Source organism: Gordonia sp. L191 (assembly GCF_030077625.1).
GTDB lineage: Bacteria > Actinomycetota > Actinomycetes > Mycobacteriales > Mycobacteriaceae > Gordonia > Gordonia polyisoprenivorans_A.
Genome location: NZ_CP125996.1, coordinates 637,901 through 655,949 on the forward strand (window position 1 = coordinate 637,901; position 18,049 = coordinate 655,949).

Here is an 18,049-nt window from a genome sequence, read left to right on the forward strand (position 1 = left end):
GCCCCGATCCGGTGAACACCGATCCCTTCGGTACCGCTGACCTCGCTGCGGCGACGCTGTCGGCGTGGCGGGACTCACCGACCCGTCTGGCCGAAGACGTTGCCGCCGAAGATGATCTGGCCAGTGTCGGCTACCGCGACCGCCTGTTCGTCGAACTCGTCACCAACGCTGCCGATGCGGCCCGCCTCGGAGGGGTGGACGGCGAGGTCGCGATCTGGTCGGATGCCGACGGCTTGCACGTTGCCAATACCGGTGCGCCGCTGACCGAAGCGGGGGTGCGGTCGCTGCTGGCGCTACGTGTCTCGGCCAAACGGCCCGACGACACCGGAGGCGTCATCGGCCGGTTCGGGGTGGGATTCAGCGCCACCGCTGCCGTCGCGCACACCGTCGAGATCCGCTCGACGAGCGGGACGATCCGCTTCGATCGTGCACGCACCGCTGCGGCAGTTGCCGACGCGGGAATCGTTGACGCACAGCGGGTTCCGCTGCTGCGGCTGGCATGGCCGGACGAAGGCGTGCCCCGTGCCGGATTCACGACCGAGATCGTACTCGGCCTGGTCGAGGGACTCGACCCGCAAGCGATCCTCGACGCAGCTGCCGCGCAGGCCCCCGATCTGCTTCTGGCGCTGACCGCGCTGCGGTTGATCACCGTGGAGGACAACGCTTTCGAGATCGGCCGAACCGAACTCGCCGACGACGAACTGTCCTCCGGTTCCCGAGTTCGTCGGCTCACGGTGACCGTGACGGGCCGGGACGATCGGCGGAGTTGGGACTTCGCCGAAATCGAGCACGGGCCGTCACGATGGTTGCGCGCCGACGATGGTCGGCCGGTCAGTGCCGGGGCGGACGCGTCGGCGGCCGATGTTCTCTGGGCGCCGACGCCGACGGACATCGAACTGTCGTTGCCGTGTCGGCTCATCGCCCGTCTCCCGCTCACCCAGGATCGTCGCCACGTGCACCCCGATGCCGACATCGCCGCGGCCGCAGCGGGTTACGTGGACGTGTTGCGTCTTGCCGAGCCCGGCGACGGCGTGGCACTCGTTCCTCGCGCGCATCGCGCGCGTAACGGTGACGATGCCCGGTTGATCGACGCGGTACTCGACGAACTGCGCCGTACCGCATGGCTTCCCGGTATCGCGGGGACTCCGCTGGTGCCGGATCGCGCGGCGGTGCTGATCGGGCTCGGTCCCGATCTCGCGGAGGTTCTCGGTGAGTTGCTCGCCGATCTCGTCCATCCGGATCTGTCTCTCGCACATCAACTGCCGGTGCTCGAATCGCTCGGGGTCACCCGGATCGGGTTGGCGTCGTTGGCGGAGCGGCTGACCGGTGTGGAACGTGACGCGGCGTGGTGGGGGCGGTTGTACGCGGCGCTCGCACCGCTGGTGTCGACGGCCCTCGATGCCGAAGAACTTGCCGTGCTGCCCATCCCGCGTTCGGATGGTCGGATGAACATCGGTGCGCGCGGATTGTTCACCGCGCACGCCGTGCAGACGCCCCTGCGCTGGATTCGTACCGTCGCGGCCGAAGCCGACCATCCACTCCTGGAACGACTCGGTGTGCAACGGCTTTCGATCACCGATGCGCTCGCCGATCCGGCGCTACGCATGCTCGTCGAGGAGGCTGCAGACCTCGTCGAGGACGGTGCGGGTGAGGAGGTCGACGCCACCGGTTTGGCCGAGGAGGTGCTCGCGCTGCTCGGCGCAGACACGGAAGCCGATGTGCCCGAATGGCTGTCGCGGCTTCCGCTACTCGCCGACGATGGTGAGTTACGCAGTGCCGACGAGTTACTGCTCGCCGATTCGCCGTTGGCCGCGGTGCTCGTCGAGGACCATCCCTTCGGTCTGCTCGACGGCGCCGTCGCCGAGCGACACGGGGTCGCGGCGCTTCGCCGGCTCGGGGTGGGATGGTCGTTCGCGGTGATCGGCGACGACCTGCCGACGGGGCCCGATCATGATCTCCCCGACGAGGAGCAGTGGTGGGAGACCTTGCCGGATGCCCCGGAACGTCTGTGCGCCATCCGCGATCTCGACCTCGTCGATCCCGACCGGTGGGCGCAGGCCCTGACGTTGATCGTCGAGAACGAGGAGACGGCACGAGCGCTCGACGATCGCGAGGGGTACACCGCCTGGTGGTTGCGCCACTTCGCCGAGGTCGACGGTTTACTGGTCGGTGAATACCGCGCGCCGTCGGATCACTCGCTCGTCGGTGTGCTCGATCCGCTGGTGCATCCGCACGCGGACGCACTGGCTCCTGCGCTCGCAGCGCTACCGCCCGAATCCGCCACGGAGGCATCGTTGTTGCTGGCCAGACTGGGCGATCGGGTGAGAACGATCTCGCCCGGTGTCGCTCGCGGGATCTACTCCTCGGTGGTCGAGGTCTGCCGGTCGGGGAGGCTTGTCTGGTCGGAGATCGATGCACCCGACGCCGTGCGGGTCGCCTCGGGTGCCGCGGTATCCACCGATGACGAGCGCGGGCCCGTCGTCCTCGACGACCCGTGGTGGGCGCAGGCCGTCGATCCCGGATTACTCGTGATCGGTCCGGACAGTCCCGAGGGCGCAACGCTTCTGGCCGACATCCTGGATCTCCCGCAGGTCTCGGAGGAGTTCACCGCCGCACCGATCGGTGCGGGGGAGTACACGACGGCCGACGCCACCGCCGCGGTGTTGTTCACTTCCGAGACCGGCCGGCCGGTACCCGGCGAGGTGCGTGTGCATGACAACCTGCGGATGGCGTTGTCGCGCAAGGGTGGTGGCGCATCGAGTGAGGTTCGGGTGCGGTGGTGGGTCGACGATCGGGGCGTCACGCATCTGTCCCACCGCTGATGGCGGCGATGATAACGGGTGCTGCGGCGACTCCGACAGTCAGCGCTGGGCGTCGATGCCGGTGGTGAGGATCGCGGCGAGCTGCCGGTAGGCGGCCGCGTCGTCCAGTCCCGTGGTCGCCGAGACCTCCCGCCGCTGAATGCGGCTCATCATCGTCGCGGCGACATCGGCGGCGAATGCGGCGTTGACATCGCGGAACTCGCCGTCGCGAACTCCGGCATCGATCAGTTCGCGCACCCGGCGAGCGGCTGCGGCGGTGTTCTGTTCATACAGGTCGCGGGTCGGGCCGAAGGCATGGAGGTCGGCCATGAACACCTCGGAGGCGGGAGAGAGTTCCTCGCCGACGGCGATGAGGTAATCGATCACCGCGTCCCGTGCCGACGGCGCAGCCGTGACCCGCGCCTCGACATGCTCGGTGGCGACGCGGAAGAAATGCGTCACGGTCTTGGTGACCAGTTGCTCCTTGCTGTCGGCGAGGGTGTAGATCGTCGTCTTGGAGCAGCGCAATCGGCCGGCAAGGTCGGCGACGGACAGATGTGCGAAACCTTCGGCGAGCAGTAGGGCGAGGAGATCGTCGAACAGCGCTGCGCGTCTCCGGGTGCCGAAGTCTTTGACGCCCGCACTCGCACTGACCTCTCGGGTCATGATCGCTCCTCACAGTCGGGCCGCCCGGACTGCGGTGGCCTTCCGGCGTTCGAAATAGTACTGTCGAGCGTACCTGAGTACTGTCTATAGCCCGAAAGGCTCGCCACATGGCTGTTGATCGTCTGCTCCCCAATGATGAGGCGCGCGACCTGATCGCCCTGACCCGCGATATCGCCGACAAGCGTCTGGCACCGATCGTCGACGAGCACGAGAAAGCCGAAACGTATCCGGAAGGGCTTTTCGCCGAGCTCGGTGAGGCGGGACTCCTCGGGCTGCCGTATCCGGTGGAGTGGGACGGCGGAGGTCAACCGTACGAGGTGTACCTCCAGGTGCTCGAAGAACTCGCGGCACGGTGGGCGGCAGTCGCCGTGGCGACCAGCGTGCACGGGCTGGCGTGTCACCCGCTCTTCAATTTCGGCACCGAAGAGCAGAAGCAGCGTTGGCTCCCGGATTTGTTGAACGGCAAACTCATCGGCGCCTACAGTTTGTCCGAGCCGCAGGCCGGCTCGGATGCGGCGGCACTGAACTGCCGCGCCAAGGCCGCCGACGACGGCTTTCACGTGACCGGTACGAAAGCATGGATCACTCACGGCGGCATTGCCGACGTCTACAACCTGTTCGCCCGCACCGGTGAGGGGTCGAAGGGGATTTCCTGCTTCCTGGTTGCGCTCGACACCGACGGCCTCACCTTCGGTAAGCCCGAGGAGAAGATGGGGCTGCACGCCGTCCCGACCACTGCCGCCACCTATGACGACGCTGTCGTCGACGCGGACCGGCTGATCGGCGCCGAGGGCCAGGGACTGCCGATTGCCTTCTCCGCGCTGGATTCCGGACGATTGGGAATCGCAGCCTGTGCCACCGGATTGGCGCAGTCGGCGCTCGACGCTGCGGTCGAGTACGCACAGGAGCGAACCACCTTCGGCCGCAAGATCATCGACCACCAGGGCTTGGGTTTCTTCCTCGCCGACATGGCCGCCGCCGTCGACTCGGCACGCGCAACCTACCTCGACGCCGCTCGCCGACGGGACGCCGGACAGCCCTATTCACGTGCGGCCGCCACGGCCAAGCTCATCGCGACCGACGCCGCGATGAAGGTCACCACGGACGCGGTACAGGTCCTCGGCGGCAACGGTTACACCCGTGACTTCCGGGTGGAGCGCTACATGCGCGAAGCCAAGATCACCCAGATCTTCGAGGGCACCAACCAGATTCAGCGACTCGTGATCAGCCGCGCACTCGCTGCAGGCTGACACCCCGTTCCTTCTCGGAGAGGTTTTCCGGGCCAGGTGATTCGAATCCAGCGCCGGCGCTGGTGGTCTCGAGGCTCGCCGCACGCGGCTCACACCTCGACCAGCGGGGGGTGACGATGCATCGAAGGATGCTTAGCCCTTCCCACCCGGCGACCCTTCCCATCCCGGTGGTCGAGGTGCCGAGGAGCGCCAGCGACGAGCCTCGAGACCCCTTGTGCCGACGGAATTCCGGGCCACGGACACTCGAACACCTCGACCACCGGGTGGGTTTCTCTATGGAGTTTTCAAAGATCAGATGCGGTCCCGGCCAGGCCGGGTGCGGGGATTCAGGTAGTGGGGCAGGGTAGGTCAGGCTGCTGCGTCGTCGAGTCGCATGGTGCGGCGGTGATAGGACGGCACTGGTTGTCGTTGCGGGTCGATGCTGGCGGGTGGGATGAGCCAGGGGTGTCGGTCGAATCCGATGATGATGTCCCAGCCGTGGTGGTGGACGTCGTCGTGGCAGCTGGTGCACAGGAGGCAGCCGTTGTCGAGGTCGGTGGGCCCGCCATCGCTCCAGTGGTGCACGTGGTGTGCTTGGCAGCGTCCGGCGTGGGCACCGCATGTGATGCACCCGCGGTCCCGGACGAGTAAGGCTTTGCGTTGCCCGGGGGTGAAGAAGCGTTTCTCTTCACCAACACTGAGCGGTACACCGTTGGGGTCGAGCACGATTTTGGTGATGGTGGTGTCACAGGACAGCAGTTTGGCGGTGGCTTCGGTGATGGCACCCATATTCTGTAACTCGCCGCCGAGTGCCGGGTTGTCGGCTGACCAGGTCCACAACAACCCGTTGGTCGGTTTGGCGGAGAAGGTGGTGTCCGCTAGTCCTTGTGCCGCCAACTCCACGATGGTTTCGAACGCGGCAGCGCAGATCTGTTCGGGTGTCCGCGGATCCGGGGACCCATCGGGTTGAGGCTTGGGCGCCGACAAGGTTTCCATCAGGGTGCGGGTCTTTTCGCCGGCGATGATGTCGAGGTTCGCCGAGATTTCCAGCCGTCCGTCGTCGGTGATGCGGTCGGTGTAGGAGTTGATCGTCTTGTCTTCGGCGGCTGGTAACCCGCCAGGTGTGTCGGCCGCCAACTCGTTACCCAACTGCCGGGCGTAGAGAATGATCTCGGCGGGGGTGAAGCCGGCGAAATAGTGCGACAGCAGTTTCCGCAGAAACTCGCACCGTTGGACGGTGTCCATAGGTTCGGGAGAGCGGGTGTCGATGTGGCCCAGTCCGCGGACGATGGCGTCGGTGTGTTCGGACGAGATGGACCCGTCCGCGGCATGCGCCAACAACAGATCGACATCGCTGGTGGCCGAGATCCGCACGTACCGACCTGCGACCGAGGTCGCGAAACCCATGCTGATCAACAGTTCCCGCAGCCGGGTGGTTTTGTGGTCGGCCACGCCCAGTCGGTCCAGTTCGCCGGTGAGGGTGGTGGCGTGGTGATCAACCAGGTTCCGCAACAACAGGACTTGTTTCATCGCACCGAAAGCTTGGGGGCCGGTCATGTCCGGATTCCATTGCAGGTCGCTGAGTTGGGTGACGATGGCGGCGAAAACTTCCGCGGCGTCAACATCTTTGACGTCAAGAATTGTGGAGGTGTCGATCATGGGCCCCTCCCCGGTGGCTGATCGGTGTGATGGGTCCAGTCTACCTCGCCAGGGTGTTCGACGCAAGGGGTGTTTTGGTGAATTCTGGTTGTGGACAACGTGTTTCGGCGCCAGTTTTCTGTCGGTGGGGTGTGGTAGGGGGTGCGGGTTTCGTTTGTGTTGCTGTCGATGTGGTTGGGGGGCTTGTTGTCTCGCCGGGTCTCGAGGCTCGCAGCACGCGGCTCGCACCTCGACCATCGAGGGGGAACAGTTCTCGACCATCGAGGGGGAACAGTTCTCGACCATCGAGGAGAATGGCGCTCGAGCATCGGCGGAGAGGGGTGCTCGACCATCGGGGGGAGGGCGCCTGGACTGTCATGAGTGATGTGTCCGCGGCTCCACTATGCAGACGCGGCTGGTGCAGCGGGGGCGTCTGCACATTCGGCTCGCGTTCAGGTCGTGCGACGGTGGATATGGTTGGGAGGCTGTTGTTCTCGCCAGGTCTCGAGGCTCGCCGCACGCGGCTCGCACCTCGACCATCGAGGGGAGAAGTCCGCGATCATCCGGAGCAAGCACCTCGACCATCGAGGGGAGGGTTCGCGATCATCCGGAGGAACCGTGACAGCCGATCAGTAAGGTGGCGTCATGACGGCCACGCTTGCCTTCGAACGGCTTCGGATCGACGACGATGTCACCAACTGGATGGTCGAGGGCAGGTCGCAGCCGTGGATCGGGGTGGCGCATGTCGTCACCTTCTTCGGGAACTCGCTGACGATGACGGTCATCTGCACGGTGGTGGTCGTCTGGCTGATGATTCGACGCCACGTGGACGAGGCGGTGCTGCTGACCGTCGGGTCATTGGTCGGCGCGGCGGTGATGGTGACGTTCAAACACGTTGTCGCGCGGAGTCGTCCGCCGGTCACCGACCGGCTGTTGCACATCGAGAGTTATTCGTTTCCGAGTGGGCACGCGATGATGTCGATGGTCGTCTTCTGCCTGCTCGCCGTCGTCGCCTACCGCCTCAGTCCGTGGGTCAGGGGCCACCGGTGGGTGTTGCTCGCCGCGCCCGCGTTGTCGTTCGCGATCGGCGTGACCCGGGTGTACCTCGGCGTGCACTGGACCACCGATGTGCTCGCCGGCTGGGCGTGCGGCGCCTTGTGGGTACTGCTGTGCGTATGGGCCTCGACACGGGTCACGGTGCGCAGAAATGGTCCGATCGGATGACAGTCGACGCTGCAACGTCGAGGTCCAACTCGGCTTAACTGAAACGATGTCCGACTCGGATGAACTCGCCGGCGACAACGCCTCGGACGCGACGGAGTTCATCGCGCGTCCCGCGCCGCCCACGACGCTGGGCCCTCAGTCTCCGGTACCGCCACCGCCTCCACCGGTCACCGGGCCGCAGGCGGCGTATCAGCCGACCATGGCGCGACCGATGCCGCCGGCGGGCGCCGGATATTTCGGCCCGCCGTCGGGCCCGTATTCCGGACCACCTCCCGGGGTGCCATCGGGGATGCCGCCCGGATATCCGAGCGGCGGATTCCCGGCCCGGCCTCCCGGCATGACGCCACCCCGTCGGCGCCGTGCGCTGCCGTGGATTCTGACCGCTGTCGCCCTCGTCTGCGTGGCCGGATTGGTCGCCGGCGGACTCGTCTGGTGGACCAGCCGCCACGACGACTCGAGCCACGCCGCCCCGCTCGACGGGCAACTCACCGGCACGTTCCCGACCGCGCCGACGGCGAAGTGGCAGGTCGGCGCCTCGCAACTGGGTGGTGAGCAGTTCGTCTCGCCCGACCCGAGCAGGGCCCAGTACCTTTCGCTCGGTGCGGTCCACGACGAGCACACGCTGGTGACCTTCGTCAGTGACCCGTCCTCGTCGGGCCGCACGCTGGCCGGCGTCGACACCGAGACCGGCAAGCACTGGACATCGTCGCGAACCGTCCAGGGCTGCTCGGACACGATCGTCAACGGCCGGATCGCTTGCTATGACCAGTCGACCATCACCTTCTTCGACACCTCGACCGGCTCCGTCGTTGCCACCGCCGACAACCCGTCGCCCGGGGCCTACGAGATCGCACTCAACACCGACGGCGCCTACCTGCGATCGTTCACCGATGGTGGGTTGTCCATCATGAAGGTGGACAACAGCGCGCACGCGGTGTGGACCAAGTCCTACCCGCTCGGCGACAGCACCCCCGGCGGGGATGCGTCCAGCTTCACTGCCACGTCGTCGCTGGTGGCCAGCGGTCAGACCTCGGTGCTCGTCGTGTCGGCCGCCGACGGCCGAGAACTTCTCAACCGCGCCGGATACGCCGTCACCGAGCCGTTGGCCGATGGTTCCATCGCGGTCATCTCGGCCTCGGGTTCGGGAGGGCTGGCCACCAACGCGGGCCCCGTGGTCGTCGTACGACCCGACGGCACCACCGTCGAGATCCCCGGCACGTCGGTGTCGGTGCCCACGGTGGCCTCGCCGAATCAGCGAGGCCACCTTCTCGTCGACGGTAAGTGGACCTCGGTGGCCGACAAGTCCAGTACCTGGACGACCTCGGTCGGCGGACCCGACTCGCCTTACGGCGCCACCACCGCTGTCCTCGCCGACGATCGCGAGGTGGTCATCGCGCAAGGTGAGAACCTGACCGTGGCCGATACCGCGACGGGGCAGACCCGCTGGACACAGAAGGTAGCCAGTTCTTACACAACGGGTTTCCCGGTCACAGACGGACAGCGGTTGATCGCTGCCGACCCCACGGGTGGGATCACGGCGCTGTCATTGGCCGACGGCAGCAACGCCTGGTCGCTGCCCGTGTCCACCGTGGGCGGCGCCTCATCGGACTCGTCGCCGGCCGCGCAGACCTTCGCCGTCGGATCGACTCTGGTGACCTTGACGGGCACGACGATCACCGGCTTCGCACCCACCGGCGGCCCGGCGGGCCCGCCGGGCATCGCGCCGGCCCAGACGCGGACAGCCGCCGAGGGCACGGTCACCCACTGTGCGACCGCACCGACGTTCACGCCGCAGCAGTTCCGCACGACCCCGGCCGGCCTGGTCGCGACGATGAAGGTCGTCGCCACATGTGCCGACGGAGATGTCATGTCGGGCACCGGAACCCGCATCTCGATCGCGGATTCGGGATCGCTCGTCGCCTCCGGGCGATTCGACTTCTCCCGGGCGCCGGCCGCCATCCCGCCGAGCGACGTCGGCGAGGGCATCACCATGGAATTGACCTACCCGCCCGGCTCCTTCTATCGGACGCCCGACACCCTCGGGCAGGCCAACGGCACGGCCGCGGGAACGTTCACCGTGGACTGCGACCCCGGGCCCCAAACCACGACATCGCTACCGAAGCCGGAAGGCGGTTCGGCCGCGCCACCCCAGGTCTCCACGGGTCCGGAGCTGCCGCCGGGCGTCGACCTCGGTTCGACCACCGGTGATGCGCTTCGTAGACAGGCGAATTCGGATCGTACCTTCATCCTCTCCACTCTCAACAACCGGTGGGTGGCGCAACTGAGCTCCAAACGGCCCGGCCTGTTCGCCGACGGCAAGACCTGGGACAACCAGGCCATCCTCGACGAATTCCTGGCACTGAGATTGCGGTTCAACGATGTTCGGCTGCTGTACTCCGACGAATGGAGCGTCTTCAGTCAGTCCGGCTGGTGGGTGACGGTGGCCGCGGCGACCTTCCCCGGGCCGGACCAGGCCAACGCATGGTGTGCGGCACAGGGATTCGACGGTGAACACTGCTTCGCCAAGCTCGTGTCGACCACGGCGCCGCCGGACGGGTCCACGCGCTACCGTTGAGCGATGCGGGTCATCGTGGTGGGTGCGGGCATCGGCGGTCTCGCGATCGCGGTGGGACTCCGGCAGGCCGGCGTCGACGTTCAACTCCTGGAGCGTGCCGACCGAGTGCGTGCGCACGGTTCCGGATTGTCGTTGTTCGGCAACGGGTTCCGTGCGCTCGACGCGATCGGGATCGGAGACCAGGTGCGCGCTGCCGCCGGTCCCGCGGGTGTGGTCGATCGATCCGGAACACGCAGGCCTGACGGCTCCTGGTTGACGCGGATGGCGTCGACCCATGATGTGCGGGTGATCGACCGCGCCGACCTGTATCGCATTCTGCTGGCCGCGGTCCCGGCCGGATCGATACGCGCAGGCGCGCGGGTCGTCGAGGTCGGCGACACCTCCGTGGTCCTCGACACCGGCGAGCACCGCAGTGCCGATGTGATCGTCGGCGCCGACGGGCTGCGGAGCGCGGTGCGCTCCAGTGCTTTCGACGACCCTGGAGTACGCGACAGCGGATACGGTGCGTGGCGCGCGATCACCACCCGACCGGTGGCGACCGACGCCGCGGGTGAATCCGTCGGCAGAGGTGAGCGGTTCGGGATCGCCCCGCTGGCCGACGGCCGGATCTACTGGTTCGCCTGTGTATCCGCATCGCTCGGCCGATGTGCGGGCGGACTCGATGAGGTCGCCTGCCGCTTCGGTCACTGGCACCCGCCGATCGAGGAGATCCTCGACGCCACCGACCCGGCATCGGTCTCGTCGCTGCCGATCGAGGAGTTGGCCGCGCCCCTGGCCTCGTTCGTGTCGGGCCGGCGGGTGTTGATCGGGGATGCCGCACACGCGATGACCCCCAACCTGGGTCAGGGAGCCAACCTGGCGATCGAGGACGCGGCCACCCTCGCCACCCTGCTCGTCGCCGCGAAGCACGGCGACGAGGTGCCGGCCGTCCTCGCCCGCTACGACACTCTGCGCCGAGGACGCGCACAACGCATCGCGCGCCAGGCCCGGGCGCTCGGGGCGGTGATGCAGGCGAGCCATCCGGTCACCTCGACACTGCGCGACCTGGCCATGCGGTGGGTTCCGGCCCGCGTGGTGGACTCCCGGGTCCGCGCGGTCACGCGCTGGTCCCCGCCGACACCGTGACGCTCTTGACGTAACGCACGTCACCTGTCTAGATTCATATTTCATATTTGATGTTGCGTGCGAGCCGTTCGGGGGGTCGGTGTGAGTGGTCTCGTGGTGGCGGGAATCGCGGTCGGGGCGGTTCTCGCCATCACTCTTCTCGGTGTGATCGCGCTCGTCATCGCCTACGGCCTCGCCACCCGACCCGATCGCTTCGCGGTGCGAGAGGTGGCGCTTGGCGACGTCGATCGCTACATCACGAAGCGGGCGGCCTTCGCCATCAGCCTCGAATACACGACGCCGCTGTCGCGGCGTGAGGTCTGGGAGCGGCTCGCCCAGGCCCACTATCTGAGCTCGCTCCCGTTTCTGCGGGGGCCGATCTGGACCCACGCCGGTGCGTCGGAGGGGAACGCACCGGCGGGTCCGGTGGTCGGCGATGGGCGGACGATGTCGGGAACCTTCCTCTCGGTGGCCCAGCGCGCCACGGAGGTGATCGACGGCGAGCGGATCACCCTGACCGGCACGGGCGTCTCGGTTCCGTTGGCCATCAAGGACTTCGCGGAGCGGTTCACCATCTCCGACGGCCCACGACCGCGCACGCTGACGGTGCGTTGGGAGATCGCCGGATCGCCGCGATGGGTGGCCTTCTTGCCGTGGCGGTGGGGCGTTCCGCTGGTGAGGCCGGTTCTTGCATTCGTGCTGCGGCACATCCTGCGGCTCAAGCCGTTTCGGCGTCCGCGCGACACGGGGGACCCCGACGAGCGCCACACCAACGGCGCCTCGGTCCCGAGCTGATCGAACCGCCCCATCCGAGGGGGTGTGATGGTTACCCTCGACCGAGACGGGAACGACGAGGAGGCCGGACAAGTGGGACTGCAGGTGGAGGGTGCGCGTGAGGTGCGTGCCGAGGACAGCTTCGATGTCGGCAAGGTCGCCGAATGGCTGCGGGAGCACGCGCAGGACACGACCGGGCTCGACGCCGAGCCGCAGGTCCGTCAGTTCTCCGGCGGTGCCAGCAATCTCACCTACCTGCTGTCGTATCCGGGCCGGGACCTCATCCTGCGTCGCGCGCCGTCGGGCACCAAGGCCAAGGGTGCCCACGACATGGGCCGCGAGTACCGCATCCAGTCGCGGCTCGCGCCGGTCTTGCCCTATATCGCCCCGATGGTGGCCCACTGCGACGACGCCGACCTGATCGACGCCGAGTTTTATGTGATGGGTCGCCTGGAGGGGATCATCGCCGGCCGGGACTGGCCGTCGGACGTGCCGTTGTCGCCGGAGTCGGCACGACGGTTGTGTCACAACTTCATCGACGTGCTGGCCGAGCTGCATTCGGTCGATCCGGGCGCCGCCGGACTCACCGATCTCGGCAAGGGATTCGGGTATGTGCAGCGTCAGGTCGACGGGTGGTCGGCACGATTCCGCAACGCCCGCACGCCCGACGTTCCCGACTACGAGTCGACGATGGCATGGCTCGCGGAGAATCAGCCCGACGACGTCGCGAACTGCGTGATCCACAACGACTTCAAACTCGACAACGTCGTGCTGTCGGCCGACGACCCGACCCGGGTGATCGGCATCCTGGACTGGGAGATGGCCACCCTGGGGGACCCGCTGATGGATGTCGCGGGGTCGATGGCCTACTGGGTGCAGGCCGACGACGACGAGCAGGTCAAGGCGATGCGTCGGGTGCCGACGACGATGCCGGGAATGATCACGCGCGCCGAGTTCGTCGAACGCTACTGCGCGGCAATGGGGTTCGATATGTCGCCGGAACGCTGGCGGTGGTATGAGGTGTTCGGGTTGTTCCGGTTCGCGGCGATCGCCCAGCAGATCTACTACCGCTACTACCACGGCCAGACCACCAACGAGGTGTTCGCCCTGATCGGCCAGTCCGTGGGAATGGTCGAGAAACGACTCGATGCCCTGATCGGCGGCTGACGCCCGAGATCGCAGGCCGCCGAGCTCACAGTGCGGACAGGTACCGCTCGAGTCGGTCGTGGGTCACCAACGCACGCAACGTGATCCGCAACTGGGTGGTGACGTATCCGTCGAGGTCGAAGGCGGGCGCGAAATGCCAGTGTTTGAGCGCCCAGCCGTGCGCGAGCATCATCAGGTCGAACACCGCCAGATCGGCGTCGACGTCGTCATACACCAACCCGGCGGCGATCGCGGCGGTGATGGCCTCGCGCATCGGTGCGGAGGTCTGCACCTCGAGCTGTTTGATCCGCTCGCGTCCGTCGGCGTCGAGGGTGCGGCTCTCGCGGTAGGTCAGGACCACCGCGTCACGGTTGGCGTCGACGATCGCGACGTACTCCCGGAACCCGGCCATCAGTTGCTCGACCGGGTCGTCACCGGCGAGTTCCATCGCGGGGGCGAGCTGATCGCGGAACTTCTCGAGGATGTCGACGATGGCCGCGAGGAGGATCTCCTCCTTGCCGCCGAAGTACTTGTAGAACAGGCCGACGCTGACACCGGCCTCCTCGGCGAGCGCCTGCATCGACATCTGGTGGAATCCGGTGCGCTCCATCACCGCCACCGCGGCATCGAGCAGCTGCCGGCGACGCGAGGACACCCGCACAGCGCGGACCGCCTCTTCCACCGCGGTGTCGGTCGCCGACCGTGCCGCCGCTGTCTTGGCCACCGCAACCCTCCTCGTTCACAGGTGGTGAACTGGAGTTCACCACCACGCCGTCACCGTAGGGTAGTCGATCAGATGCCGAGGTCCTTGGCGATGATCGTCTTCATGATCTCGGTGGTGCCGCCGTAGATCGACTGGATGCGCGCGTCGAGGAAGGCCTGCGAGACCGAGTATTCGCGCATGTAGCCGTACCCGCCGTGCAGTTGCAGGCACCGGTTGGCCGTGCGGAACTGCAACTCGGTGGCCCACCACTTGAGTTTGGCGGCGCGGGCCGCCGTCAGCTCACCGGCGACGTGTTCGGCAAGGCAGTCGTCGAGATAGGTGCGTGCGATGTCGAGTTCGGTGGCGATCTCGGCGAGCACGAATTGCGTGTTCTGGAAGGAGCTGATCGGCGAGCCGAACGCGGTGCGGTCGGTGACGTAATCCATCGTCCGCGCGAAGGTTCCCTCCGCGGCGGCGACCGCGCCGATGGCGAGCGAGAGCCGCTCCTGCGGCAGGTTGTGCACCAGCTGGTAGAAGCCCGCGCCCTCCGCACCGAGGCGGTTACGCACCGGAACCCGCATGTCGACGAACGAGAGTTCGCTGGTGTCCTGCGCATGCAGGCCGATCTTGTCGAGCTTGCGGCCCCGTCGGAAACCCTCGGTGTCGGCCTCGACCACCAGCAGCGTCAGTCCCTTGTGCTTCTCGGGCCCGGTGCGCACCGCGACGACGAACAGATCACCGTTGCGCCCGTTGGAGATGAAGGTCTTGGACCCGTTGACGACGTAGTGGTCGCCGTCGCGGACCGCGGTGGTGCGGATGCCGGTGAGATCGCTGCCCGCACCGGGTTCGGTCATCGCGATGCCCAGCACGGTCTCCCCGGAGACGACACCGGGCAGCCAGCGCGCCTTCTGCTCGTCGTCGGCCATCTCGGTCAGATACGGCAGCACGACGTCGTTCTGCAGGGAGAAGGCGATGGCCTCGGCCGCCGCGCCGGTCCGGGCGGTCTCCTCGATGACGATGGCGTGATAGCGGAAGTCGTCGACGCCGGGCCCGCCGAAGTCGTCGGGCACGCTGAAGCCGAGTAGTCCGTTCTTGCCCGCCTCGGTGAACAGGCTGCGATCCCAGAGCCCCGCCCGCTCCCAGTCGTCGTGGTGTGGCGTGATCTGTTCGGCGACGAATTTGGTGACGGTCTCGCGGAATTGCCGGTGTTCGAGGTCGTGGGTCAGTGCGCTCATGTCGATTCCTCTCAGCGGAAGGCGTTTTGGCCGGTGAAGGCCTGACCGAGGACCAGCTGATGCATCTCGGGGGTGCCCTCGTAGGTCAGCACCGACTCCAGGTTCACCATGTGTCGGATGATCGGGTACTCCAGCGAGATCCCGTTGCCGCCCAAGATGGTTCGCGCGGTGCGACAGATCGCGATGGCCTCGCGGGTGTTGTTGAGCTTGCCGAAGCTGACCTGGTCGGGACGCAGGCCCACCGAGTCCTTCAGCCGGCCCAGGTGCTGGGCGAGCAGCTGGCCCTTCTGCAGTTCCAGGGCCATGTCGGCGATCTTGGCCTGCGTCAGTTGGAAGCCGGCGATGGGTTTGCCGAATTGCGTTCGTTGCGTGGCATAGTCGACGGCCGCCTGCCATGCGGTCCGGGCCGCGCCGATCGAACCCCAGATGATGCCGTACCGCGCTTCGGTGAGGCTCGACAACGGGGCCTTGATGCCCTGGCCCTTGTGCAGATCGTCATTGCCGGGCATCAACGCGTCGGCGGGAAGGCGCACGTTGTCCAGGACGATCTCACCGGTCGTCGACGCCCGCAGTGACAGTTTGTGTTTGATCTCCGGGGTGGACACCCCGGGGGTGTCGGTGGGCACGATGAAGCCGCGGACGCCCTCCTCGGTCCGGGCCCACACGACCGCCACATCGGCGATGGGGGAGTTGGTGATCCACATCTTGCGGCCGTCGAGAATCCAGTCGTCACCGTCGCGGCGGGCCCGGGTCTTCATCGACGCCGGGTCCGAGCCGGCGTCGGGTTCGGTCAGCCCGAAGCACCCGACGGTGGTGCCCTCGGCCATCGACGGCAGCCAGCGGTTCTTCTGCTCCTCGCTACCGTTGTTGTAAATGGAGAACATCGCCAGCGAACCCTGCACCGACACCATCGACCGGATGCCGGAGTCGCAGGCCTCCAGTTCGAGACTGGCCAGGCCGTAGTGCACCGATGACGCTCCGCCGCAACCGTATCCGTCGAGGTGCATGCCGAGTACGCCGAGCTGACCGAACTGCTTGAACAGATCCCGCGCGATCGGGATCGAGCCCGCCTCGAACCAGTCGGCGATATGCGGGGTGACGTGCTCGGCGAGGAACCCGCGTACCGAATCACGCACGGCCAGTTCGTCGTCGGAGTAACCGAGGTCGAGATTCAGCGGGTCGATCGCGGAGAACTTCGGGGTGGAGGTGGTGGCGCTCACGGAGTCGCTCCTTGTTCTTGAGCCTGGGGTTCTTGGATGTGGGGGGTGGGTTCGGGGGTGGCGAATTCTCCTGCGGCCATCTCCGATGCCGCCGACGTGGTGGCCTTGTAGTGCAACTTCTTCCCGGTCGCCGAGACCGGGAGTGCGTCGATGATCCGGTAGGCGCGGGGCCGTTTGAACTGCGAGAGCATCGGGTGGGTACGGCAGTAGGCGTCGAGTTCGTCGGCGGTCGGGTGGGCGCCCTCGGCGGGCACGACGTAGGCGACGACGAGTTGGCCCCAACGATCGTCGGGGACCCCGACGACGAGCGAATCGGCAACGGCCGGATGCCCGTTGAGCGCCTCCTCGACCTGCACCGGGTGCACGTTCTCGCCGCCGGAGATCAGCATGTCGTCCTTGCGGCCGACGATCGTGACGAATTCGTCGGCATCCCAGGTCGCCAGATCGCCGATGTGCAGCCAGCTGCCGTTGTACTTGGCCTTCTCCTGCTGTGGGGAATCGAAGTAGGCGGCAGCGCATTTGGGCGAGCGGATGATCACCTCACCGACCTCGACGCCGTCGCGGGCGACCACCTCGTCGGGGCCCGCGAGCAGGCCGTCGTCGTGGACCCGGACCACGCGCACGTCGTCGTCGATGCAGGCGCGCCCGGCCGTGCCGGCGTGTGCGGGTAGATCGGTGGGACGCAGGAAGGTGTTCCAGAATCCCTCGGTGCTGCCGTATCCGTTGAACACCCGGGGCGTCAGGATCTCCTGATATCGCAGGGCCGCTTCGCGTTCCAGCGGTGCTCCCATGGTGACGATCCCACGCAGGCTCGACAGGTCACGCGGGCGGGCCTGCTGCGCGGTGGCCAGCATCGCGAGATTCGTCGGAGCGCCGATCAGGAAGGTCAGGCGATACCGTTCCACCCAGTCCAGGGTCGTCTCGGCATCGAAGGCGCGCATCGGTACCAGCGACGATCCCAAATAGAACGTCGGATTGGGGCCCGCGCAATAGAGTCCGCCGCGATGGAACCACGGTGACATGTTGAGCGTGCGGTCCTCCGGCGTCAGCGGGAAGTGCATGATCACGTCGTGAGCGGAGAAGATCTCGATCGTGCTGTTCATCGGCACCGCCTTGGGCATGCCGGTGGTTCCCGAGGTGTAGAGGCGGGTGGTCTCGTCGAAGACGGTGCGAGTGACCCGTGGTGGCGCCGACTCGGTCGGGAGGTCGTCGAAGCGCAACGACGTCGGGCCGTCGACGAGTGCGCCGGTACCCACGCCGATCAGGATTTCCGGCGTATGGTCTGCCAGGGCGATCGCCTCGGTGACCATCGGCGTCAGGTCGGTGTCGTAGACATACACCTTCGGGGTGCTGACGTCGAGGATGACCGCGGTCTCGCCGGCGGCGAGCCGGAAGTTGACCGGCGAACCGACGGCGCCCGCGGCTTGAGTGGCGAGGTAGAGCTGGGCGAACTCGGGGCCGTTGAACAGTTGGTAGGCAACCACGTCCCCGTCGGCGACGCCGCGGTGGGCCAGTCCGGCGGCCAGTGCGTCGACGGCCGCCCCGAGTTGTGCGTAGGTCCACTGTGTGTCGGTGACGGGGTCGATCATCGCGACCGCGCCGGCATATCGGGAGACGTTGCGGCGGAAGCCGTTCAGATAGGTGAATTCGTTCTCGAAGAACGAACGGTACTGATGTGCGTCGTAGACGTGGGGCGCGGTGCTGGTGCTCATGTCAGATCTTTCGGTGCTCGGT

13 protein-coding genes are annotated in these 18,049 nt (G+C 67.0%); 7 read left to right on the top strand and 6 right to left on the bottom strand.

Features of this window, described 5'->3' with window-relative positions:
• Positions 1 to 11 precede the first annotated feature (11 nt).
• Entirely contained in the window at positions 12 to 2,822 is a 2,811-nt protein-coding gene (locus QNM97_RS03025) for a sacsin N-terminal ATP-binding-like domain-containing protein (RefSeq protein ID WP_283821527.1), read from the top strand.
• Positions 2,823 to 2,861: 39 nt separating this feature from the next.
• Here QNM97_RS03025 and QNM97_RS03030 read toward each other — a convergent pair whose 3' ends face one another.
• Entirely contained in the window at positions 2,862 to 3,467 is a 606-nt protein-coding gene (locus QNM97_RS03030; RefSeq protein WP_283821528.1) for a TetR/AcrR family transcriptional regulator, read from the bottom strand.
• Positions 3,468 to 3,574: 107 nt separating this feature from the next.
• Between QNM97_RS03030 and QNM97_RS03035 the strand changes: the two genes are divergently transcribed.
• Entirely contained in the window at positions 3,575 to 4,717 is a 1,143-nt protein-coding gene (locus QNM97_RS03035; RefSeq protein ID WP_283821529.1) for an acyl-CoA dehydrogenase family protein, read from the top strand.
• A gap of 348 nt (positions 4,718 to 5,065) precedes the next feature.
• On the opposite strand, the gene QNM97_RS03040 is transcribed toward QNM97_RS03035, so the two are convergent.
• Positions 5,066 to 6,355: an HNH endonuclease gene (locus QNM97_RS03040; protein ID WP_283821530.1), complete on the bottom strand. Its 1,290-nt coding sequence runs from the start codon at positions 6,353 to 6,355 to the stop codon at positions 5,066 to 5,068.
• A 624-nt stretch (positions 6,356 to 6,979) separates the two neighbouring features.
• On the opposite strand from QNM97_RS03040, the gene QNM97_RS03045 reads away from it, so the two are divergent.
• From QNM97_RS03045 to QNM97_RS03065, 5 genes are all read left to right on the top strand, one after another.
• The gene (locus tag QNM97_RS03045; RefSeq protein WP_283821531.1) at positions 6,980 to 7,558 is read left to right on the top strand and encodes a phosphatase PAP2 family protein; all 579 of its coding nucleotides are present in this window, start codon (positions 6,980 to 6,982) and stop codon (positions 7,556 to 7,558) included.
• 46 nt (positions 7,559 to 7,604) lie between these two features.
• Positions 7,605 to 10,133 carry an outer membrane protein assembly factor BamB family protein gene (locus tag QNM97_RS03050; protein ID WP_283821532.1) on the top strand — a complete coding sequence of 843 codons (2,529 nt, stop codon included), beginning with the start codon at positions 7,605 to 7,607 and terminating at the stop codon, positions 10,131 to 10,133.
• Positions 10,134 to 10,136: 3 nt separating this feature from the next.
• The gene (locus QNM97_RS03055; protein ID WP_283821533.1) at positions 10,137 to 11,258 is read left to right on the top strand and encodes an FAD-dependent monooxygenase; all 1,122 of its coding nucleotides are present in this window, start codon (positions 10,137 to 10,139) and stop codon (positions 11,256 to 11,258) included.
• An 81-nt stretch (positions 11,259 to 11,339) separates the two neighbouring features.
• The gene (locus QNM97_RS03060) at positions 11,340 to 12,032 is read left to right on the top strand and encodes a hypothetical protein (protein ID WP_208792448.1); all 693 of its coding nucleotides are present in this window, start codon (positions 11,340 to 11,342) and stop codon (positions 12,030 to 12,032) included.
• Positions 12,033 to 12,059: 27 nt separating this feature from the next.
• A complete protein-coding gene (locus QNM97_RS03065; RefSeq protein ID WP_502874982.1) occupies positions 12,060 to 13,178 on the top strand; it encodes a phosphotransferase family protein in 1,119 nt (372 codons plus the stop codon).
• Positions 13,179 to 13,203: 25 nt separating this feature from the next.
• Here QNM97_RS03065 and QNM97_RS03070 read toward each other — a convergent pair whose 3' ends face one another.
• The 4 genes from QNM97_RS03070 to QNM97_RS03085 all read right to left on the bottom strand — a co-directional run bounded on the left by QNM97_RS03070 (position 13,204) and on the right by QNM97_RS03085 (position 18,027).
• Positions 13,204 to 13,881, bottom strand: a complete 678-nt coding sequence (locus tag QNM97_RS03070; RefSeq protein ID WP_283821534.1) for a TetR/AcrR family transcriptional regulator — start codon at positions 13,879 to 13,881, stop codon at positions 13,204 to 13,206.
• A 68-nt stretch (positions 13,882 to 13,949) separates the two neighbouring features.
• Entirely contained in the window at positions 13,950 to 15,095 is a 1,146-nt protein-coding gene (locus tag QNM97_RS03075) for an acyl-CoA dehydrogenase family protein (RefSeq protein ID WP_283821535.1), read from the bottom strand.
• Positions 15,096 to 15,106: 11 nt separating this feature from the next.
• Complete coding sequence (locus QNM97_RS03080; RefSeq protein ID WP_283821536.1) at positions 15,107 to 16,315, bottom strand: acyl-CoA dehydrogenase family protein; 1,209 nt, start codon at positions 16,313 to 16,315, stop codon at positions 15,107 to 15,109.
• Complete coding sequence (locus QNM97_RS03085; RefSeq protein WP_283821537.1) at positions 16,312 to 18,027, bottom strand: class I adenylate-forming enzyme family protein; 1,716 nt, start codon at positions 18,025 to 18,027, stop codon at positions 16,312 to 16,314. The genes QNM97_RS03080 and QNM97_RS03085 overlap by 4 nt, the downstream gene beginning before the upstream one ends.
• Between the last annotated feature and the right edge of the window lie 22 nt (positions 18,028 to 18,049).